Here is a 20,059-nt window from a genome sequence, read left to right on the forward strand (position 1 = left end):
ATGAAAGTCAGCGTCCTGATCATGACCTACAATCACGAACGCTATGTCGGTCGCGCGTTGGACGGCGCGCTGATGCAGCAAACGTCGTTTCCGTTCGAGATCCTGGTCAGCGAAGACGCGTCCACGGACGCGACCCGGTCGATCGTGCAGGAGTACGCAGCGCGCCATCCCGACAAGATCCGGCTGATCCTGTCGGAACGAAATGTGCACACGAACGAGATCGTCACCCGGGGGTTGCGCGCCGCGCGCGGCGACTACGTGGCGCTGCTCGATGGCGACGACTTCTGGACCGCTCCCGACAAGCTTCAGGCGCAGGCCGACTTCCTGGACGCCAACCCGGATTGCGCCCTTTGCGTCGCCAATTCGTATGTGGTCGACGAAGCGGTCGATCCCGTGCTGGGGGAGCTCTGGACCAGCTCGGCCGAAGCGCCCGTCCGCGGCTTCGACGAAATGCTGCACGGCAATCCCTTCACGACCAACACGGCGGTGCTGCGGCGAAACGGGATCCCGCTGATCGGCGACTGGTACACGGCTTTGTTTCCGGCCACCGACTGGCCGCTCTACCTTCATCAGGCGCAATATGGCTCGGTGTGCTTCATCAACCGGCCACTCGGCGCCTACCGCCTCCATGCGGGCGGGCTGTACTCGCCGCTCAGCCGGGCGACCAAGCTGCGGGCCTGGGCGAACCTGTACGACAAGGTCGCGCTGGCGATGCCCGAGCGGGCCCGCGCGGTGCGCCGGGCCGGCTTCCGCTCCCTTCAGGACTTCGCCTGGGCCTATCTGCGCGAGGGCGACGCCGCCGGGGCCCGCCTGGCCGTTCGGCTCGCGCTGGGGCTGGGCTGGCCGTCGCTTCGGGCCGCGCCCGAACTCGTCCGCTTTGCGATCGAAGCCCTGCTGCGCCGCGCCGCGCCGCCCGCGCCGGGTCCGGCCCCATGAGCGCTCCCGTCATTCCGCCCGTCCCGCCCGGCGTCCACCGCCCGTTCTGGTCGGTGATGATCCCGGCCTATGACTGCGCCGCCACCCTGGGCGACACCCTCCGCTCCGTCCTCTCCCAAGCCCCCGACGCGGGGGTGATGGAGATTTCTGTTTTGGATGACGCGTCCCCGGGCGCGGGGGTGGGCGAGGTCGTGCGCGCGGTGGGGGGTGGGCGCGTCGGCTATGCGCGCAACCCCGCCAATTTGGGCGTGGGCGGGAACGCGAACGCGTGCCTCGCGCGGGCGCGCGGGCGGGTCGTGCACCTGCTGCACGCGGACGACAGCGTGGACGCGGGCTTCTACGCGGCCATGGGCGCGGCCTTCGCGCGCACGCCGGGCCTGGGCGCCGCCTTCGCGCGGGCGCGCTACGTCGACGCGCAGGGCCGCGAGCTCGGGCTCAGCCCGGAGGCGCCCGCCGGCGTGATCCCGGGCGCGGCCGCGTTCCTGGCGCGCGAGCAGCGCATCATGACGCCCGCGATCGTGGTCGCGCGCGAAGCCTACGAGCGCGTGGGCGGCTTCGACGCGCGCCTGCACGCCAGCGAGGACTGGGAGATGTGGGTGCGCGTGGCCGCGCGCTATCCCGTGTGGGGGGAGGCGCGGGTGCTGGCGTCGTACCGGGTGCACGAGGCGTCCAATACGGGGCGGCACGCGCGGGTCGGGCGCGACGCGTATTTCAACGCGCTGGCGATCGACATCATGAACGCGCATCTGCCGGCCGACGTCGCCGCCGAGGTGCGGCGGGCGGCGCGCGCCACCTATGCGCGTTCGGCCCTGGAGGCGGCGGCGGCGGCCTTCGTGGCGGGCGACATGGCGCGCGGCTTCGCGCAGATCCGCGGCGCCTTGCGGCTGAGCCTGTCCGGCGAGGTTCTGCTCGGAGCCGCCGCCGCGCCCCTGCGCGCCGCCTCGCGCCGCCTTCTGGGCGCGGCGCGCCCCCACCCTGCCGCGCCCCCGCAAAGGAACGCCCCTTGACCCCGTCCAGCGCGCCCCGGCCCTCCGCGCCGCCACAGAACGCCCAAACCATCACGGTGGTGGTGAACGTCTACGCCGAGGAGCCCGCCCACCTGCGCGAGGCCCTGCGGAGCGTTTTCGACCAGACGCGGCGCCCCGAAGAGGTGGTCGTCGTGGAGGACGGCGCGAAGCAGGATTACGGCGCGGTCTACGCCGAGTTCCCGGGCGTCCGGGTGATCGCGCAGCCCAATGCCGGGCTCGCGGCGGCCCGCAACGCTGGCTGGCGCGCCGCGACGGGCGCCTTGGTGTGCTTTCTGGACGGCGACGACCGGCTCGCGCCCGCCGCGCTGGAGACCAACGTCGCCAGCCTGGCGGCCCACCCGGATGCAGCCTTCGCGTTCGGCGGATACCGCTTCGTGGACCGCAACGGCCGGCCGACGCTGGACGCCATTCAGCCGCAGGTCGGCGACAACGCCTGGCGCGCGTTTCTTCGGCAGAACGTCGTCGGCATGCACGCGACGGTGCTCTACCGGCGCAGCGCCATCGAGGCGGCGGGCGGCTTCGCCGAGGACCTGCGGGCCTGCGAGGACTACGACCTCTACCTGCGCCTCGCGCGACGCCATCCGGTGGCGCAGAGCCGCGAGATCCTGGCCGACTACCGACGCCACGACGAGAACATGTCCAACGACCTGCCGATGATGATGCGCACGGCTCTCGCCGTGCTGGAGCGTCATCGCGCCGAGGCCGAACGCGACCCGCAGGACCGGACCGCCCATCAGGCCGGCATCCGTTTCGTGAAGACCTTCTACAGCGGCCAGCAACTCCTGCAGGCGCGCGACCGCCTCGTCGCCCAGGGTCCGGGCGGCGTGCCGGTTCGCAATCTCCTGGCGGTGTGGCGCGAGGCGCCGGTCGATCTTCCGCGCATCGCGGCCCGCGAGATCGTGTCCCGGGCCCGCACGGCGCTGAGCCGCGGCCGGATCGACATGGGCAGCCTCGACCGCGCGACCCCGGTGAGCCGGCACTTCGGCTATGACCGCGGCACGCCGGTGGATCGCCGCTACATCGAGCAGTTCCTCGAGGCGCATCGCGCCGACATCCAGGGCCGCGTCCTCGAAGTCGGCGACAACGCCTATACGCGGCAGTTCGGCGGCGAGCGGGTCACGCTCAGCGAGGTGGTGCACATCAGCCCGGACGTGCCGGGGGTGACCTATGTGGCGGACCTCGCCGACGGCGTCGGGCTACCCTCCGACACGTTCGACTGCGTGATCTGCACCCAGACGATCCACCTGATCTTCGACATCCAGGACGCGGTGCGAACGCTGCACCGCATCCTGAAGCCCGGCGGCGTGCTGCTGATCACCGTTCCGGGCGTCTCCAGCGTCGATGGCGGCGAATGGGGCGGCAACTGGCTGTGGTCGCTAACCCAGGCGGCCCTGGACCGGCTCCTCGGCCTCGCCTTCCGCAAGGACGACTGCGAATTCACGACCTATGGCAACGTCTACGCGGCGGTAGCCTTCCTGCATGGCCTCGCGCAGGAGGAAGTGGACCTCGCCAAGGTCGACGCCCGGGATGGCCAGTATCCGATGATCGTAGCGGCGCGCGCCGCCAAGCGGGCCGACGCCGTCCATGGCGCCTGACTGGCGCAGGGCCCTGCTGCGGCTTCGCCACGGCCCCGAGCGGCCCGGCGATCCCGTGATCCTGATGTATCATCGCGTCGCCACGCCGGCGCATGATCCCTGGGAGCTCGCCGTCAGCCCGACCCGTTTCGCCGCGCAGGTCGAGGCGCTGACGCAGCGCCGTCGCGTCGTTCCGCTGGATTGGCTGGCCAGAGAGCTCGCCGAGGGTCGGACGCCGCAGGGCGTCGCCGCGATCACGTTCGACGACGCCTATCTGGACGTGCTGGACAACGGCGCGCCCGTGCTGGAGCGCTTCGGCGCGCCCGCCACCCTCTACGTTCCGACCGGCTTGCTCGGGCGCCCGGGCGAGTTCTGGTGGGACGCGTTGGCGCGGCTGATCCTGGGCGCGCCAACCCTGCCGCCGCGGTTGATCGTGGACCCCAAGGCGCCGCCGATCGACGCCGGAGGCGACCGACGGGCCGTGATGCTGGCCGTGTGGAAAGCCCTGCGGGTCTATTCGGACCGGGACATCCAGAATCATCTTACGTCGTTAAGTCAGCAATTTGCGGGCGTTCCTTCGCCTGATGCGCAAAGTCGTCCCATGACGGCCGAACAGGTTTCGCGGCTGGCGGCCGGCGGGCTCGTCCAGATGGGCGCGCATACGCGCACTCACGCGTCGCTGCCGCGGCTCGACGCCGCCGCGGCCGAGCGCGAGATCGTCGACAGCGTGGCGGCCCTGCGGGAGATCACCGGCAAGTCGCCATCGGGTTTCGCCTACCCGTTCGGGGATCACGACGCCGCAAGCGTCGCGGCGGTGCGCAGGGCCGGGCTCGCCCACGCCACCACGACGCGACACGGCCGGGCGCGCGCCGGCTCCCACCCGTTGAGGCTGCCGCGCGTCGCCGTCGGCGACTGGGATGCGCCGACCTTCGTGCGCCGCGCCCTCGGGGACGCGGCATGACGGCCACGGCTCCGATCGTCTCTGTGATCATCATCTTTCTCAATGCGGAGCGGTTTCTGGCGGAGGCGATCGCCAGCGTGCGCGCGCAAACCCTCGACGCGTGGGAGTTGATCCTGGTCGACGACGGGTCCACGGACGCCAGCCGCGAGATCGCCGAGGCGGCCGCGCAAGCCGATCCCGCGCGGGTGCGATACCTCCACCATCCCGGCCGCGCCAATCTCGGCATGAGCGCATCCCGCAACGCCGGGGTGCGGGCCGCGCGCGGGACCTATGTGGCGTTCATCGATTCCGACGACGTGTTCAAGCCCGCCAAGCTGGAGCAGCAGGTCGAAGTCTTCCGCCGGAACCCCGACGTGGAATTCGTGTACGGCCGCAGCCTCATGTGGTTCAGCTGGGCCGGGGCCGAGGCCCCACAGGAGGATTTCTGCTACGATCTCGGCGTTCCGGCCAACTGCCGCTACGCCCCGCCCCGCCTGTTTCGCGTCCTGATCCACAATCGCGCCCAGACGCCGACGCCGTGCAACGCGATCATGACCAAGGCTCTCATCGAGCGTGTGGGCGGGTTCGACGAGAGCTTTCGCGGGCTGTTCGAGGACCAGTTCTTCTTTGCCAAGGCTCTTTTAGCGGCCCCCGCCTGGGTCGATGACCGGATCTGGGCGCTGTATCGCCAGCACCCGGCGAGCTACATGGCGCAGTTGCGGCCGGGCAAAGAACTGGACGGCCGGCGTCGCCGGTTTCTCGACGCCGTATCGGCCCATTTGGCGCAGCAGGCGCGCGCGCCGCTGGGCGCCCGGCTGGCGCTCTGGCGCGCGCGGCTCGACATCCTCCTCCGGGCGCTGCGCCGCGTCGCGCGGGCCGGGCATTTCGGCGGGGAGCCTGCATGACGCCCCGCGTGTCGGTGATCATGCCGTTCATCCGCGAAGCCGCCTTCATCGGCGAAGCGATCGCGAGCGTCCGGAACCAGTCCTCCGGCGCCTGGGAGCTGATCCTGGTGGACGACGGGGCACAGGACGGGAGCCGACCGATCGCGGACGCGGCGGCGGCCGCCGACCCCGCACGCATCCGCGTGCTCCCGCCCGACCCGGCCTCGAAAGGGGCCGCGGCGGCGCGCAACCGCGGGATCGCGGAGGCCCGGGGCGAGTTCGTGTGCTTTCTGGACGCCGACGATCTGTTCCTGCCGGGCAAGATCGCCAGCGAGCTCGCGATCCTGGAGGCGCATCCGCGGGTCGGCATGCTGTATGGCCGGACGCAATGGTGGTGGGAGGACGGCGCCCGTCGCCCGCGCACCGATCGGCTGGGGCTTCGCCCCGACCGCGTCTACGAGCCCCCTCGCCTGCTCGACCGGATCCTGATCCGCCGGCGGGGCGACAGCCCGTGCACCTGCGCGGTGATGATCCGTCGCGCGCTCGTGCTGGAGGCCGGCGGCTTCGACGAGCGCTTCCGGCTCTACGAGGACCAGTCGCTGTGGGTGAAGCTCTTCTTGAGAACACCCGTTTTCGTATCCTCGCTGGTGAACTGCCGCTACCGGCAGCATGCCGGCTCCACGTCCGCGATCGCCACGCAGGACGGCGAATACACGCCCACCGGCCCGCACGCCGCCCATGCGGCCTTTATCGCCTGGATCGAGGACGAAATCGGACGCGCCGCGCCCGACCCCGCGCTAACCAGGGCGCTGGCCTGGCAACGCTCGCTCTACGGCTTGCGAACGGACACGCCCCTGCGACGCCTGTGGACGCGGCTGCGCTGGCGTTTCGGGGTGTGACGCCGTGAGCGGCGTGCTGAGTGACATGCGGATCCGCAGGGCGGCGCGAAGGACGAGATGTCCAGCGCGCACGACTGTTGAGCTTGCTGGAGCCCTCCTGCTCCGAGACGCCTCGCCAAGCGGCGATGCTCCTCGGAGCCTGGCCGAAACGTCGTTAGCACACCCTCGATACCCTCATCCTGAGGAGCAGGCCGTCTTCGGCCTGCGTCTCGAAGGACGAGGGAGACCAGCTTGGGCGACAAATTCAGCCTTCTGGAACCCCTCGTCCTTCGAGACGCCATGCGAAGTCGCATGGCTCCTCAGGATGAGGGGCGTTGAGCGATCTCAGGGTGAGGGGATTGTTGCGTTTTCGGCTAGGTTTTCGAGATGACAGAATCGGCGGATCATCGGCCGGGCGCTCAGGTCGGGACACGGACCCTCACAAGCCGCTTGGCGGATCGCATCCGGCACAGGTTGCTGGATTGGCTGGATGCGGTCGGGGGCACGCGGCCGGACGCGCCCGCGGCGGCTACGGCTGGCGAGCCTACCGGGATCGCGTTCGTGGGCTGCGGCTTCGTAGCCGATTTCTACGCGGCCAACCTCCCCCTGCACCCGGACTTGCGGCTCCGGGGCGTGTTCGACCACGACGCCGGGCGTTGCGCGGCGTTTGCGGCGCGCAATGGGTGCCGCGCCTATGGATCGCTGGAGGCGCTGCTGGCGGACGACGCGGTCTCGATTGTCGTGAACCTCACCAACCCGGCCAGCCACCATGGGGTGAGCCGGCGGGCGCTGGAGGCCGGGCGGCACCTTTATTCCGAGAAACCGCTCGCGATGACGCTGGAACATTGCGTCGACCTGGTCGATCTCGCGGCCGAGCGCAAGCTGCGGCTGGCGGCGGCGCCCTGCATCATCCTGGGCGAAACCGCGCAGACGTTGCGCGCCCTGCTGGCCCGCAACGAGATCGGCGCGGTGAGGCTGGTTTATGCCGAGCTCGACGATGGCAAGGTCCACCAACTCGAGCCCGATGAGTGGCGCAGCCCGGCCGGCACGCCCTGGCCCTGGCGCGACGAATTCACCGTCGGGTGCACGCTGGAGCATGCGGGGTACCATCTCGCCTGGCTGGTGGACCTTTTCGGGCCGGCCGCCACCGTGACGGCGTTCGCCACGACGGCGGCGCCGGGGAAGCATGCCGCCCTGCCGGCGCGCGAGGTGGGGCCCGACTTTTCGGTGGCGTGCATCCAGTTCGAGAGCGGCGCGGCGGCGCGGCTGACCTGCAGCATCGTCGCGCCACATGATCACACGCTGCGGATCATCGGCGATGCCGGCGAGATCACGGTGGACGAGTGCTGGCATTTCGGCGCGCCCGTGCGGGTGCGCCGCGATGGCGGCGTGGCGCAACGGGCCGATTCGCACCCATGGGTGCGACGCCACCCCGTTCTGCGGCGGCTGTTCGGCCTTATGGGGCGCGTCTCCGAGCTGAGCCCCAAAGCGGGCTGGCGGCGCGCCCTGCGGCGCCACGAGATGGACTACGCGCTCGGGATCGCCGAACTGGCCGCCGCCATCCGGGAGAAGCGCCCGTGCCGGATCACGCCGGAATTCGTGCTGCACGTGAACGAAATCGCGCTCGCGATCAGCAGCGCGGTTGGCGGCGCGGGACCGGTTCGGCTCTCGACGGGCGCGCGGCTGCGGGCGGTTCTGCCGGAAGCCGGGGCCGCCGATGTGGGATGACGACGCCGACGCGGTGGACTGGGCGCCGGCGCGTGACATCGCCGTGCTCGGCGCGGGCTTCATCGGGACGCGCTGCGTCGAGATGCTGTCGGGCGATCCGGGCTGGCGCGTGCGGCTGGTGACGCGCCATGCGGCGGCCCCCGCTCGGCTGGCCGGCCTGGCCGAGCACAGGCAGGCGGACGCGCTGGACGCGGCCGCGTTGGCGCGCGCCCTGGAGGGCTGCGCCGTGGTGGCGAACTGCGCCGGCGGCGACTGCGATTTCATCCTCGACGCCGTGCGCCCGCTCGTGGATGCGGCCGCGAAAGCCGGCTGCGGGCGCATCGTGCATCTGAGCACCGCGGTGGTGCACGGGCAGGCGCCGCCGCCCGGCTGCGACGAGACGACGGCGCTGCCGGCCGGGCAGCACCTGCCCTACAATCTGGCGAAACGGCGGGCCGAAGCGGAGCTGTTTCGGCGTGGGCGCGCGGCGGGCGTCGATGTCGTGGCGCTGCGGCCCGGCATCGTCTACGGGCCCGGCTCGCGCTGGCTGGCCGAGCTTGCGGCGGCCGCACGCAGCGGATCGCTGGCGCTGGTGGGCGGAGGCCAGGGCCTGTGCAACGCCATCCATGTGGACAATGTCGTCACCGCGATCGCGCTGGCCGCGACCGTGGAGGCCGCGGCCGGCGAGGCGTTTCTCCTCGGCGAAGGCGACGGAACGCTGACTTGGCGCGCGCTGGCCGAGGCCGTGGCGTCGGCCGTGGGGGTGGCCGGCTTGCGGGTGGCGGACCGGCTCCCGGTCCGGCTGATGTCGCCCATGGAGGATAGGCTGGAGGACCTGCGCTGGACGACGCCGGTGCGGTCGGCGGCGCGCCATGCGCCGGGGCGGCTCGCCTGGGCGACGGAGGCTGTGGTTCGGCGCGCGCTGGGAACGCCGGCCGCGGAAGATCTCGAGGCGACGCTGCTGCACACGGCCTCGGCGCGGCCGGGCTGGAGCAAGGCCGCGGCGGCGCTCGGCTACCGCCCGCTGACGCGGCGGGAGGACGCCTGGCCGGAGATCGCGCGGTGGTTAAGGGAGACGCCGGCGGGGTGACGTGAGAGCCGGAAATCTAACCAGGGGTTGCATTGCCGATGCGCGCCGTGGAACATCCCCGGCATGGCTCAGACTTACAAGCTCAATCCCGCCCGCGGTGAGACGCTCGCCAACCAGATGGGCCGCCTCAACGGCGCGATGGCGCCCGGCGACGTGATCCAGCTCGCGGCCGGATTTCACGGCGACCCGGTCATCACGAAGGCCAATGCGGGCGCAGTGACGGTGATCGGCGAGCCCGGCGCAGTTGTCGGCCACACTGTGCTGGCGGGCGCCAAGCAGTGGTCGTTTCGCGGGATCAGCTTCCGCGGCGTGGACCCGGCCGCCAACGAGCGCGCCCTGAACCGGCTGGTGGACGTTTCGCCGACCAGCGCCGACATCGTCTTCCAGGAGTGCACCTTCGCGACCGTGGACGACAGCGCCGCCTGGACGGCGGACGACTGGGTCGTGAAACCCTATAACATCGCGCTGATGATGCGCGGCGACGCATGCTCGGTGGTGAAGTGCCGCTTCTTCAATGTTCGCAACGCGCTCTCGCTGTCGGGGCGGGGCAATCGCGCCACCGATAACGTCATCGAGCATTTCGGCAACGACGCGATCCAGTTCGGCGCCGACGGAATCGTGATCGCCCGCAACGTAATCCGGCTCGGCCGCCACACGCCGCGCGAACAACTGCACGCCGACGGCATGCAGGGTTATCCGCGCCCGCAGGAGGGCGTCTATTCGGACGTGCTGATCGAGGACAACAGCATCGACATGACCGGCGCGCCCGGAGACTCGCTGCAGGGCATTTCGGCGTTCGACGGGCGCTGGCGCAACGTGCGGGTGCTGCGCAACCGCGTCACCATCCGTGCCTGGCACGCCATCACGTGGTACGGCGTGGATGGGATCGAAATCGCCGGCAACGCCGTCGCGCTGGCGCCGGGATCGGATCCGAAGCTGACGCCGTGGATCAGCGTCGACAAGGCCAAGGACGGCCGCCCATCAAGCGCGATCAACGTGCACGACAACGACTGCCGGACATATCGGCTGCCACCGGGGGTGAGACGCTAGGCCCGGCTGAAGACGGGGGAGGTTCCGCTCATGATGAAATCCTACCTGAAAGGCAAGGTGCGCCGGCTGCAAAGGCAGGGACGGATGCCGCTGTTGACCCGAACGGCCGCAATGCTGTGGCAGCAGCACAAGCTCCTCAAGGATTACATGAACTTCCCGGCCGTGAACGCAGCCCTGGATCGCGGCGCCTTCGACGGCGACCTCGCGGCGAGCGCCGACCTGGTGCTCGGCGGCTTCAACGGCGCAATCCGGCCGATCCAGAACCGGGACGAGCTGGTTGAGTTCCTGCACACGGTGCAGGCCCTCAAGCCGCGCACCGTGATGGAAATCGGAACCGCTAAGGGCGGCACGCTCCTGCTTTTGTGCAAGGCGGCGAGCCCGGACGCCACGGTGATCAGTCTCGACCTGCAATATGGCCGCAATGGCGGCGGCTACCCACGCTGGAAGGAACGCACTTTTCGCAAGTTCGTGAGCCCGGGGCAGACGCTGCATCTCATCCGCGGCGACAGCCACCAGCCGTCGTCGCTAGCGCAGGTCGAGCGGTTGCTCGACGGACGGAAGCTCGATCTGCTCCTGATCGATGGCGACCATTCCTATGAGGGCGTGCGCAAGGACTTCCAGATGTACAGCCCGCTGATGTCGGAGACGGGCGTGATCGCCCTGCACGACATCGTCGAGAACGCGTATGACGAGTCGATCGACGTGCATCGCTTCTGGAACGAGCTCGAGGGCTCGCGTCGAACGGTCAGGATTACGCGCGCGGTTCATCGCAACATGGGGATCGGGCTCGTTTTGCCGGACGAGACGTCGCAGCCGGCCGAGGCGACCACCCCGCATCGCGTGGCGCCGCTGCCCTAGACCCGGCGGCGATCGCGCCTTAAGGATCGAGCCCGGAACGGTCCCGGCGTGACCGACGTCAAGGCATCTCCTGTTTAGCCGGCGACGTTAACAGCCGTTTCAACGTGGCGTCCGGGACCTCCCGTTCGCGCGAGCGGCTTTATCGCTCGTTCGGCCCAAGGCGTGCCTCCCGCATGGACACGCCTCCCTCACCCGGAGTTTTCTGGATGCTGATCGCCCGACACCGCCCGTCCGCGAAAGCCGATTTCGACAGCATCCAGTATCTGCGCTTCGTCGCGGCCAGCATGGTCGTGATGGTTCACGCCTTCCAGCAGGTCGCCCGTTACCTGAACACGCCTGGCGAACGCCAATTCGAATTCGGGGCGGCCGGCGTCGACATCTTTTTCGTGATCAGCGGGTTCCTGATGGTGTTCATCACCCAATCGCGGGAGAAGAGCGCCGGCCAGTTCCTGGCGCATCGCTTCCTGCGCGTCGGCCCGATCTACTGGATCATCACGCTGGCGACATGCCTGATCGCTCTTGTCGCGCCCCAGGTGTTCTACACGACCGTGCTGGACCTGCCGCACATCATTGCGTCGATGCTGTTTATCGCGTGGCCGCATCCCATCATGAAAGACGCGTGGCCGGTTTTCACGATCGGATGGACCCTGAACTACGAGTTCGCCTTCTACGTGATTTTCTCGGTCGCGCTGGTCATCAATCATAGGCGTCGGCTCGCCATCACGTCGGCCATTCTTGCCCTGCTGGTGCTCGGTGGAGCCATCCTCCAGCCCGAAAACGCCATTCTGGCCTTCTACACGAACCCGATTCTTCTGGAGTTCATCTTCGGCATGCTGGCGGCCGAATGCGTGATCAAGGGCTACCATCTCAGGCTCGGCGCTTCGATCATCCTCCTCGTCGCCTTCGCGATCGTGGTCACGGTCGAGCAGATGGCGTCGATCAATTTTTCACGCGTGTCGTCCGGGCGGGTTCTGTACTGGGGCATCCCGGCCACCATGCTGTTTGTCGCCGCCGTTTCGCTCGACATCCAGGGCTATATCGGCCGGAGCCGGGTTCTCCGCCTGCTCGGCGACGCCTCATACTCGATCTATCTGACCCACATGTTCTGCGTGGGTTTTCTGGGCATCGTCTGGAAGAAGCTCCCGGTCAGCGGCGCAGTGGGGGGAGCCACGCTGGCGGTCGCCTGCCTGCTGCTCTCCTGGGCCGCCGGAACGGTGTTTCACCTTCTGGTCGAAAAACCGGCCGTCAACGCCGCGAAGCGCATGGTGCTCACGCGCGCATCCAGACCCCGATCAGACGCCATCGCGGACAAGCCGATCTAGGCCGGCCCGAAGGCGGCCGGCAGCCGCGCCGGCTTTTCCGCTCTCACCAGAGCCCGTCCGGCGATGGGTGGTTCCGCGTCGCGTTTCCCGTGCGGCGCGACAGCAGCCGGCTGGCCTGCTTCGTCGCGAGAGTCGGCATGCGCGTTAAGCGAAAATAGCTTTGCGTCAAGCGAAAATATCTTGCCAACAGTCGATTAGTTTTTTCTGCACAAAGCTCCAAGCAGCACAGATTTTCACGTGCTTGGCATCCAGGCTGATTTACAGAGTTTACTCTATGCAACTCTTTGGACAACGTCGAAACTATTGAGTAATATGCCGTTTCAATTCTTTTGTAAGTGGTTTCACGTATGCGATAAATCTGTTTGAAGCTGAAACGGTAGCGTTAATGATGCCTTAATCTGCCCGTAGCCAAATCGGATCCGGTCAACGAATCGGGACATCCAAGGATCATCTAAGGCGGGCCGGCGAGCTCGCCAGCGGGGCAGAGATCACATGATAGCTACGACGGAACTGCGCTCCATCGCGTCTCAGAACGCATTGTCCACTTTGCCGGCTGCGCAAGGGACTGTCGGCGCCACGACCGCTACGACTTCAATGCAATCGTTCAAGAGCCTGGACGCGTCCGACGGCGTCTTCTACGCGCGCTCCATCAACACGCTGGCCGTCACCAAGGCCGGCGCCGTGTTTGAAGGCGTCGACTTCTCCGGTGTGCAGGTCAACGTTCAGGCTGACAACGTTCAGTTCCGAAACTGCCATTTCGACGCACGCGTCGGCGCCTATGGGGTCAACGCGTTCGCGGGAACATCCAATCTCACCATCGACCACTGCACATTCGACGGCCTCAAGCTCGACCGTCCCTATGCGGACTTCGTCACGTCGCGCGGCGCCAATACGGTGATCACCAACAGCGCGTTCATCAACGCGCCCGAGGATGCGCTCGCGATCGTGAGCGGAAAGATTTCCGGCAACTACATCAGCGGCGGCGGCTTCCGCACCGCGGCGCACAGCGACGCCATCTATATCGGCAAGACGATCGGTCCGGTGACGATCGACGGCAATATCGTCGACTGGCGCACCTCCGCGGGGGCGCGGGCCGAAACCAACAACGCCGTGCGGGTCACCGGCGAGGCCGGCAACGTCGCCAACGTGCTGGTGACCAAGAACATTCTTCTGGGCGGCTCCAACACGGTGCTGGTGACCGACGGCGCCACGATCACGCATACGGCGGGCCAGATCGGCTCCGTCACCGGCGTGCGGGTTGTCGACAACGTTGTCGACTTCGGCAAATACGGAAACCTTTACCTGCAGGACCGGCCGGCCGATCTCGTCTACACGGGCAACCACTACGCGACCGGACCCCTGGCGCATGCGGGCTCCGCCTCCGTCGCCCCGGCGATCAACCTGTCGCTCCTGCACGCCGTCGTGGCCACCACGGCGACCGCCACTCTGAACGGCACGGCGGCCGCCGACAAGCTCATCGGGGGCGCAGGCACCAACCTCGTGATGGCCGGCTCAGGCGACGACTACATCCAGGGCAATGGTGGACGCGACTTCCTGAGCGGCGGGCTTGGCCGGGACGTCTTCGCCATCAAGACGCTCACGGACGGACGCGACTTTGTCTCGGACTTCATCCAGGGCCAGGACAAGATCGACCTTTCGGCGCTCGCGCCCGGAATGAACGTCACGAATTGGACATGGGCAGGAGCGAAGGCCTTCACCGGTGCGCCGTGGCAGCTGCACTACATCATCGCCAACGGCAAAACGGTGGTGGAGCTCGACAAAAACGGCGACATGCAGGCGGACTTCGCGATCGACCTCCAGGGCTCCCACGCGATGACGCTGGCAGACTTCGTGCTCAGCCATTCCGGCGTGAGTTTGCAACCCGTGGTGACCGCCCCGTCGACCCCCATCCTGCAGCCGACGACGCCCACCGAGCCCGCCCCATCCGACACCGGCAACAGCAAGCCGGTGACGACAGCCGGGGCCGCGCTGGCCGCCGTGTCTGATCCCGTATCCGCGTTTGCGCCGGCAAAAGTCGCAAAGGTCGGGAGTTTCGCCTTCACGGACGCCGATATCGGCGACGGGCACCATGTGTCGGTTTCGACACTCGGAGCGGGGTATATCGGCTCTGTCACCGCCACGGTCGCCAAGGAGGCGTCCGGACAGCAGGTCGGGGCCGTGACGTGGAAGTACGAGGCTGCAACCAAGGCGCTCGACGCGTTGTCGGCCGGCGAGGTCGCGCACCAGCGCTACGTGATCCGTGTCGACGACGGCGAGGGCGGCGTCGCCAACAAGGTGGTCGCCGTGACGCTCACCGGCACGGAGGACAAGCCCAAGATCGCCGGCTCGACGCAAGCCGCCGCCTATGAGGGGCAGTCCGCCACGATCTCGAAGCATGGCGTCCTCAACGTTTCCGACATCGATCGCCGCGACACTCTGACGACGTCCGTTGTCAGCAAGGAGGTTCACCTCACGGGCGCGGCCGGGCAGGACCTGACGCACGAGTTGACGACGGCGCAACTCGATCAGTTCAAGCGCGCGATGGATTTCGACACCGGCGCGGTGGGCGGCAACAAGGGAACGGCGGACTGGTCCTTCACCCTGAGCGACCAAGCCATCCGCTTCCTGGACGCGCATGAAACGTTGAGCGTGGAAACCACCGTTGCGGTGGCCGACCAACATGGCGGACGGGCGACGACCGACGTCGTGATCACGCTCAAGGGCGTGGACGACCACGCCTCGGCGCTGTCGGCCGCGATCCACTCGGATTACCTGCTGGTCTGAAGCTGAAGGACCCGACACGAATCAGAACGCGCGGGACAGGGTCCCGCGCGTTTTGCGTTTTGGAGCTGAGCTTCTGGCGGCCTCAGGCGACGCCGCTGGACGCCAGCCGTTTGCGGTTGGCGCGCCAGAGCAGGAGCCCGAAAGCGATCGCGACGACCCCCGAAAACCCTGCGCCTGCGGTCGGCCCCGGCACGGTGACGACCGGCGGCTTGACGGCCGTCGTGGTGGTTCCGACCAGGCTCGCGAAGGCGGCCCGGGCGGAGCGCCCTGCCCCGCCGCCGCCGAAGCCGGAGCTGGGGATGCCGCCGCCGGCCTGGGAGACGCCTCCGGAGCCGGCCTCGCCGACGCCGCCGCCGATGAGGGACGCGTTGGTGCCGCCCAGCGGGCTTGCGGCGGGCGCCGGGGACGACGCCGCGCCGATGCCGACGGCCGCCGTGGAGACGTCGCCGGTGGCCTGGCGGAAGGCCGTCATGATTTCAGGATTGGAGACCGTCAGCACGGCCGCCTGGATCTGCTGCGCCACGTCGGGCGAGGTCTTGGAGCAGGCCTGCGTGACTTGGCCGAGCGCGGCGCCGATGGAGGAGCGCTGCTCGGCGTTGGCGTTGGCCGCGAGAGCAAGGACGGACTGCGTCAGGTCGGTGTTGGCGAGAAGCAGCTCGCGGACCTGCTTCACCATGAGGCCGCCGCCCTCGGGGCTGGCCGTCATCAGCGAGGTTGGCTGCGCGATGAAGCTGTCCATGTCGGCCGCGCTGGCGCGGCCAAAAGCGGAGCGGCACTCGGCCGCCTGCACGACATTGATGGTTGCAGCCACCGCAAACAACGCGACGGCGCCGGCAAAAGCCCGCATCTCATTCCCCGACGAATCAAAGCCCGGTTGGGCGATCGTGACGATAACTCCAGCAAATTGAATGCCATAGTTTCATTCTCATTTAGCTCAATTCGCGGTGCATTTAGCGCCAGCGATGTTGCCGGGCAGCAACGTTTATGAAACGCGACGCGACTGTTCGTTTCAAAATGGAGCGTAAGCTAAGCAAGCTTATCGCAGTTGCGAGGAGAGAATTTCAGAGGCCGGGAGCCTCCTGTTTCCAAACGGCTTTCCAGCTTGAGCGCATCTGCTGGCGAACGGCGCAGGACGTCGGGATTCGCCTCCGTAGTTTGACGCACCGCACAATAGGGGGTAATCACAAGGGAGATTGTTCGGGCAACGTGTGAACGCGACAGAGAGGTTAATCTTCCATGCAGGTGACGACCCTGGACCTTGTCGGCCCACTTCTGGTGAAACCACAGGTTTTCGGCGACGCGCGTGGCTGGTTTTCCGAGACCTTTCGTAAAAATGTACTCGAACAGGCTGGCGTTGACTGTGACTGGGTTCAGGACAACCAGTCTTTCTCGGTGAATGCTGGCACGGTGCGCGGCCTTCACTTTCAGCTGGCGCCGCACGCGCAGGCGAAACTGGTGCGCGTCCTGGCGGGCAGCATTCTCGACGTCGCGGTGGATCTGCGCCGGTCGTCGCCCACTTATCTGAAGCACGTGGCCGTGAAGTTGGACGCCGAGCATGGCGAGCAGCTCTATGTTCCGGCAGGCTTCGCGCACGGCTTCTGCACGCTCGAGCCCAACACCATGGTGGCCTACAAGGTGAGCGCCTACTACAGCCGCGAGCACGACCGGAACCTGGCCTGGAACGATCCCGAACTCGGGATCGCATGGCCGGTCACGGCCGCCGACGCCGTGCTGTCCGACAAGGACCTCGCCGCGCCATCAATTGGCCAACTCGGCCACGCATTCGATTGAGCCTACGCGGCGCTGATTTGTTTTCGGAGATTCCACCCATGCGCATTCTGGTCACCGGCGGTTGCGGCTTCATCGGCTCGGCGCTCGTTCTGCAGCTCGTGCAGGACCTCGGCCACGAGGTTCTCGACGTCGACGCCATGACGTATGCGGCGAACCCGCTGTCGCTGGCTCCCCTGGCCGGCAACCCGCGCCACAAGCTGGTGGAGGCCGACATCTGCGACGCGTCGCGGATGCGGGTGCTGGTGTCCGACTTCAAGCCGCAGGCGATCATGCATCTGGCCGCCGAGAGCCATGTCGACCGCTCGATCACGAGCCCGGGCGCCTTCGTGCGCACCAACGTGGCCGGCACGCAAAGCATGCTGGACGCGGCGCGCGCCTATTGGGACGGGCTGCCGCCGGCCGAGAAGGAGGCGTTCCGCTTCCTTCACGTGTCGACGGACGAGGTCTACGGCTCCCTGGGACAGGACGGCTTCTTCACCGAGGACAGCCGCTACGACCCGCGCTCGCCCTACTCGGCCTCCAAGGCGGCGTCCGACCATCTGGCCCGCGCCTGGGGCGAGACCTACGGCCTGCCGGTGCTGATCTCCAACTGCTCCAACAACTACGGCCCGCGGCAGTTTCCCGAGAAGCTGATCCCGCTGATGATCCTGAACGCGCTCGCGGGCAAGTCCCTGCCCGTCTACGGCGACGGGCTGAACGTGCGCGACTGGATCCATGTGGACGACCACGCGCGGGCGCTGATCGCCATCCTGGAGCGCGGACGGGTCGGGCACACCTATCTGGTCGGTTCGCGCTCCGAGCGCACCAACATGCAGGTCGTGAACGCGTTGTGCGCCGCCTTCGACCGACTGCGCCCGCAGGCCGGGCCGCACGAGAAGCTGATCACCTTCGTTACCGACCGCCCGGGTCATGACCGGCGCTACGCCATCGACCCGACCAAGGTGGAGCGCGAGACCGGCTGGAAGCCGCAAAAGAGCTTCGAAGAGGCGCTGCAGGAGACCGTGGCCTGGTATCTGGCGAACGAGGATTGGTGGCGGCCGATCCAGCAGGGCGTATACCAGGGCCAGCGGCTCGGCCTCGCGGCGGCGCGGGCGTGACGATGCGGGTTCTCGTTCTCGGCGGCGCCGGGCAGGTCGGCCTCGAGCTGCAGCGCTTGCGCTGGCCTGAGGGCGTGAGCGTGGTCGCGCCGGGGCGCGACGCGCTGGACCTCGCCGACGAAGGCGCCATCGAGCGCGCGATCGCGGATGGCGGCTTCGGGGCGGTGATCAACACGGCCGCCTACACGGCCGTGGACAAGGCCGAGCAGGACGTGGCCGCCGCATGGCGCGCCAACGCGATGGCGCCGGCCATCCTGGCCGCCGCTACCGCGCGGGCGGGCGTGCCGATCGTGCATGTCTCCACCGACTATGTTTTCGACGGCCGCAAGGGCGAGCCATACGAGGTCGGCGACGCGGTGGCGCCGCTCGGCGTCTACGGGGCCAGCAAGGAAGGCGGCGAGCAGGCGGTTCGCACCGCCAACCCGCGCCACGCCATCGTCCGCACGGCCTGGGTGGTGAGCCCGCACCGGGCGAATTTCGTGAAGACCATGCTGCGGCTGGCGGGCGAGCGCCCGGCGCTGCGGGTGGTGGACGACCAGTGGGGCAACCCCACGATCGCGGCGGACCTCGCGGCCGCGCTGGCGCAGATCGCGCTGCGATTGGCGCAGGATGCGACCGCGCCGGCCGGGACCTACCATTTCGCCAACCGCGGCGACGTGTCGTGGCGAGGCTTTGCGGCCGAGATCATGGCGCAATCGCAGGCGCGGGGCGGTTCTTGCGTGCCCGTGGAGGCGATCACGACGGCGGATTTCCCCACCCCGGCCCGGCGGCCGGCCAATTCGCGGCTATCCACGCGCGCCGTCACGGCGGCGTTCGGGATCGAGCCCAGGCCGTGGCGTGACGCGCTCGGCGACATTCTCGACACTCTGCTTGGTCCCGGACGGACGGGCTGATGCGCATTCAGGAGACCAGCAGATGAAGGGTATCGTCCTGGCCGGCGGCTCCGGCACGCGGCTGCACCCCGCCACGCTGGCGGTGAATAAGCAGTTGTTGCCCGTCTACGACAAGCCGATGATCTACTATCCCGTGTCCGTGCTGATGATGGCCGGCATCCGCGAGATCCTGATCATCTCGTCGCCCGAATATCTCGACAACTACAAGCGCCTGTTCGGGACCGGCGAGCAGTTCGGCGTCACTTTCAGCTATGCGGTGCAGCCTCGCCCGGAGGGGCTGGCGCAGGCCTTCGTGATCGGCCGCGATTTCGTGGGCGACGACCAGGTCGCGCTGGTGCTGGGCGACAACATCTTCCACGGCGCGGGCCTGATCGAGCTTTTGCGCCGGGCGCGCAGCCGGGCTACCGGCGCGACCGTGTTCGCCTATCATGTCGAGGACCCCGAGCGGTACGGCGTGGTGAGCCTCGACAAGGCCGGCAAGGCCGTGAAGATCGTCGAGAAGCCGACCAAGCCGGAATCCAACTGGGCGGTCACGGGGCTTTATTTCTACGACAACGCCGTGCTCGACATCGCGGCCGCCGTGAAGCCCTCGCCGCGTGGCGAGCTGGAGATCACGGACGTCAACGCCGCCTATATGGAGCGCGGGTCGCTGCATGTGGAGCTGATGTCGCGCGGCTATGCGTGGCTCGACACGGGCACGCATGACAGCCTGCTGGAGGCGAGCGAGTTCGTGCGCACCATCCAGCATCGCCAGGGCATGCAGATCGCCGCGCTGGAGGAGATCGCCTTCCTGAACGGCTTCATCGACAAGGCGCAGCTGCTGGAACGCGCGACGCTGTTCGAGAAAACCGCCTATGGGCGGGCGCTGCGCAAGCTCGCGGACGATCCGCGGCCGCTGGTTTAAACGCTCGGCGAGGCCGCGCGTTGTCGTTCTTTGCTGCCGAAGCGGAGACGGAACATGAGATTGATAGCCATGCTGCTGGGCGCGCTTGCGCCCGCGGCCCCCATTGCGCTCGCCGCACAGGTTCGGCCGCCCTGCCCGCCCGGCGAAACCGTGGATCGGCGCTGCCCGAGCAGCCCGGTCTACAACCGGCGCGGAGTCGACATTCAGCCGGACCGGCCGAGCGGCAGTCCGTTCCAGAGCCCTTTCGGCAACCAGGGTTCGTCGAACGGTCTCACCGACCAGCAACGCCGGATCCAGCAGCGTAACCAGGGCAACTGAACACC

At 68.3% G+C, this 20,059-nt stretch carries 18 protein-coding genes; 17 read left to right on the plus strand and 1 reads right to left on the minus strand.

Annotation, left to right across the window (positions count from 1 at the left end; all coding sequences use genetic code 11):
- From AC1DSZ_RS10850 to AC1DSZ_RS10905, 12 genes are all read left to right on the plus strand, one after another.
- Entirely contained in the window at window positions 1-936 is a 936-nt protein-coding gene (locus AC1DSZ_RS10850) for a glycosyltransferase (RefSeq protein ID WP_476838373.1), read from the plus strand.
- Window positions 933-1,943, plus strand: coding sequence for a glycosyltransferase (locus tag AC1DSZ_RS10855; RefSeq protein ID WP_476838374.1), 1,011 nt, complete (start codon window positions 933-935; stop codon window positions 1,941-1,943). The genes AC1DSZ_RS10850 and AC1DSZ_RS10855 overlap by 4 nt, the downstream gene beginning before the upstream one ends.
- The gene (locus tag AC1DSZ_RS10860; RefSeq protein ID WP_476838375.1) at window positions 1,940-3,559 is read left to right on the plus strand and encodes a glycosyltransferase; all 1,620 of its coding nucleotides are present in this window, start codon (window positions 1,940-1,942) and stop codon (window positions 3,557-3,559) included. Before AC1DSZ_RS10855 ends, AC1DSZ_RS10860 begins: the two co-directional genes overlap by 4 nt.
- On the plus strand, window positions 3,549-4,499 hold the full coding sequence (locus AC1DSZ_RS10865; protein WP_476838376.1) for a polysaccharide deacetylase family protein: 951 nt from the start codon (window positions 3,549-3,551) through the stop codon (window positions 4,497-4,499). Before AC1DSZ_RS10860 ends, AC1DSZ_RS10865 begins: the two co-directional genes overlap by 11 nt.
- Window positions 4,496-5,383 (plus strand): glycosyltransferase family 2 protein, encoded by an 888-nt coding sequence (locus AC1DSZ_RS10870; protein WP_476838377.1) that lies wholly within the window; start codon window positions 4,496-4,498, stop codon window positions 5,381-5,383. The genes AC1DSZ_RS10865 and AC1DSZ_RS10870 overlap by 4 nt, the downstream gene beginning before the upstream one ends.
- Entirely contained in the window at window positions 5,380-6,261 is an 882-nt protein-coding gene (locus AC1DSZ_RS10875; RefSeq protein ID WP_476838378.1) for a glycosyltransferase, read from the plus strand. The genes AC1DSZ_RS10870 and AC1DSZ_RS10875 overlap by 4 nt, the downstream gene beginning before the upstream one ends.
- Window positions 6,262-6,690: 429 nt before the next feature.
- Window positions 6,691-7,968, plus strand: a complete 1,278-nt coding sequence (locus AC1DSZ_RS10880) for a Gfo/Idh/MocA family protein (RefSeq protein WP_476838379.1) — start codon at window positions 6,691-6,693, stop codon at window positions 7,966-7,968.
- Entirely contained in the window at window positions 7,958-9,037 is a 1,080-nt protein-coding gene (locus tag AC1DSZ_RS10885) for an NAD-dependent epimerase/dehydratase family protein (protein WP_476838380.1), read from the plus strand. Before AC1DSZ_RS10880 ends, AC1DSZ_RS10885 begins: the two co-directional genes overlap by 11 nt.
- Window positions 9,038-9,100: 63 nt before the next feature.
- Window positions 9,101-10,087, plus strand: coding sequence for a right-handed parallel beta-helix repeat-containing protein (locus tag AC1DSZ_RS10890; RefSeq protein ID WP_476838381.1), 987 nt, complete (start codon window positions 9,101-9,103; stop codon window positions 10,085-10,087).
- Window positions 10,088-10,117: 30 nt separating this feature from the next.
- Window positions 10,118-10,945, plus strand: a complete 828-nt coding sequence (locus AC1DSZ_RS10895) for a class I SAM-dependent methyltransferase (RefSeq protein WP_476838382.1) — start codon at window positions 10,118-10,120, stop codon at window positions 10,943-10,945.
- 206 nt (window positions 10,946-11,151) lie between these two features.
- Window positions 11,152-12,267: an acyltransferase family protein gene (locus AC1DSZ_RS10900; RefSeq protein WP_476838383.1), complete on the plus strand. Its 1,116-nt coding sequence runs from the start codon at window positions 11,152-11,154 to the stop codon at window positions 12,265-12,267.
- A 594-nt stretch (window positions 12,268-12,861) separates the two neighbouring features.
- A complete protein-coding gene (locus AC1DSZ_RS10905) occupies window positions 12,862-15,051 on the plus strand; it encodes a VCBS domain-containing protein (RefSeq protein ID WP_476838384.1) in 2,190 nt (729 codons plus the stop codon).
- Between the two features lie 82 nt (window positions 15,052-15,133).
- Here AC1DSZ_RS10905 and AC1DSZ_RS10910 read toward each other — a convergent pair whose 3' ends face one another.
- On the minus strand, window positions 15,134-15,898 hold the full coding sequence (locus AC1DSZ_RS10910) for a hypothetical protein (protein WP_476838385.1): 765 nt from the start codon (window positions 15,896-15,898) through the stop codon (window positions 15,134-15,136).
- 389 nt (window positions 15,899-16,287) lie between these two features.
- On the opposite strand from AC1DSZ_RS10910, the gene rfbC reads away from it, so the two are divergent.
- From rfbC to AC1DSZ_RS10935, 5 genes are read left to right on the plus strand one after another with little or no spacing between them, the layout of a single operon-like run.
- Window positions 16,288-16,842, plus strand: a complete 555-nt coding sequence (gene rfbC / locus AC1DSZ_RS10915) for a dTDP-4-dehydrorhamnose 3,5-epimerase (RefSeq protein WP_476838386.1) — start codon at window positions 16,288-16,290, stop codon at window positions 16,840-16,842.
- 38 nt (window positions 16,843-16,880) lie between these two features.
- Complete coding sequence (gene rfbB, locus AC1DSZ_RS10920; protein WP_476838387.1) at window positions 16,881-17,939, plus strand: dTDP-glucose 4,6-dehydratase; 1,059 nt, start codon at window positions 16,881-16,883, stop codon at window positions 17,937-17,939.
- Between the two features lie 2 nt (window positions 17,940-17,941).
- Window positions 17,942-18,832: a dTDP-4-dehydrorhamnose reductase gene (gene rfbD, locus AC1DSZ_RS10925; RefSeq protein ID WP_476838388.1), complete on the plus strand. Its 891-nt coding sequence runs from the start codon at window positions 17,942-17,944 to the stop codon at window positions 18,830-18,832.
- 22 nt (window positions 18,833-18,854) lie between these two features.
- Window positions 18,855-19,736, plus strand: a complete 882-nt coding sequence (gene rfbA / locus AC1DSZ_RS10930) for a glucose-1-phosphate thymidylyltransferase RfbA (RefSeq protein WP_476838389.1) — start codon at window positions 18,855-18,857, stop codon at window positions 19,734-19,736.
- A gap of 54 nt (window positions 19,737-19,790) precedes the next feature.
- Window positions 19,791-20,054 (plus strand): hypothetical protein, encoded by a 264-nt coding sequence (locus tag AC1DSZ_RS10935; protein WP_476838390.1) that lies wholly within the window; start codon window positions 19,791-19,793, stop codon window positions 20,052-20,054.
- The last annotated feature ends 5 nt before the right edge of the window (window positions 20,055-20,059 follow it).

This window comes from Alsobacter sp. P4_H11, assembly GCF_056400925.1.

Bases quoted from the DNA above. Each gene is read 5' to 3' on its own strand.
- AC1DSZ_RS10895 (WP_476838382.1), top strand. From the start codon at position 10,118: ATGATGAAATCCTACCTGAAAGGCAAGGTGCGCCGGCTGCAAAGGCAG.
- rfbC (WP_476838386.1), top strand. From the start codon at position 16,288: ATGCAGGTGACGACCCTGGACCTTGTCGGCCCACTTCTGGTGAAACCA.
- AC1DSZ_RS10890 (WP_476838381.1), top strand. From the start codon at position 9,101: ATGGCTCAGACTTACAAGCTCAATCCCGCCCGCGGTGAGACGCTCGCC.
- AC1DSZ_RS10910 (WP_476838385.1), bottom strand. From the start codon at position 15,898: ATGCGGGCTTTTGCCGGCGCCGTCGCGTTGTTTGCGGTGGCTGCAACC.
- AC1DSZ_RS10885 (WP_476838380.1), top strand. From the start codon at position 7,958: ATGTGGGATGACGACGCCGACGCGGTGGACTGGGCGCCGGCGCGTGAC.
- AC1DSZ_RS10875 (WP_476838378.1), top strand. From the start codon at position 5,380: ATGACGCCCCGCGTGTCGGTGATCATGCCGTTCATCCGCGAAGCCGCC.
- AC1DSZ_RS10905 (WP_476838384.1), top strand. From the start codon at position 12,862: ATGCAATCGTTCAAGAGCCTGGACGCGTCCGACGGCGTCTTCTACGCG.
- rfbB (WP_476838387.1), top strand. From the start codon at position 16,881: ATGCGCATTCTGGTCACCGGCGGTTGCGGCTTCATCGGCTCGGCGCTC.
- rfbD (WP_476838388.1), top strand. From the start codon at position 17,942: ATGCGGGTTCTCGTTCTCGGCGGCGCCGGGCAGGTCGGCCTCGAGCTG.
- AC1DSZ_RS10900 (WP_476838383.1), top strand. From the start codon at position 11,152: ATGCTGATCGCCCGACACCGCCCGTCCGCGAAAGCCGATTTCGACAGC.
- AC1DSZ_RS10935 (WP_476838390.1), top strand. From the start codon at position 19,791: ATGAGATTGATAGCCATGCTGCTGGGCGCGCTTGCGCCCGCGGCCCCC.
- AC1DSZ_RS10870 (WP_476838377.1), top strand. From the start codon at position 4,496: ATGACGGCCACGGCTCCGATCGTCTCTGTGATCATCATCTTTCTCAAT.
- AC1DSZ_RS10865 (WP_476838376.1), top strand. From the start codon at position 3,549: ATGGCGCCTGACTGGCGCAGGGCCCTGCTGCGGCTTCGCCACGGCCCC.
- rfbA (WP_476838389.1), top strand. From the start codon at position 18,855: ATGAAGGGTATCGTCCTGGCCGGCGGCTCCGGCACGCGGCTGCACCCC.
- AC1DSZ_RS10855 (WP_476838374.1), top strand. From the start codon at position 933: ATGAGCGCTCCCGTCATTCCGCCCGTCCCGCCCGGCGTCCACCGCCCG.
- AC1DSZ_RS10850 (WP_476838373.1), top strand. From the start codon at position 1: ATGAAAGTCAGCGTCCTGATCATGACCTACAATCACGAACGCTATGTC.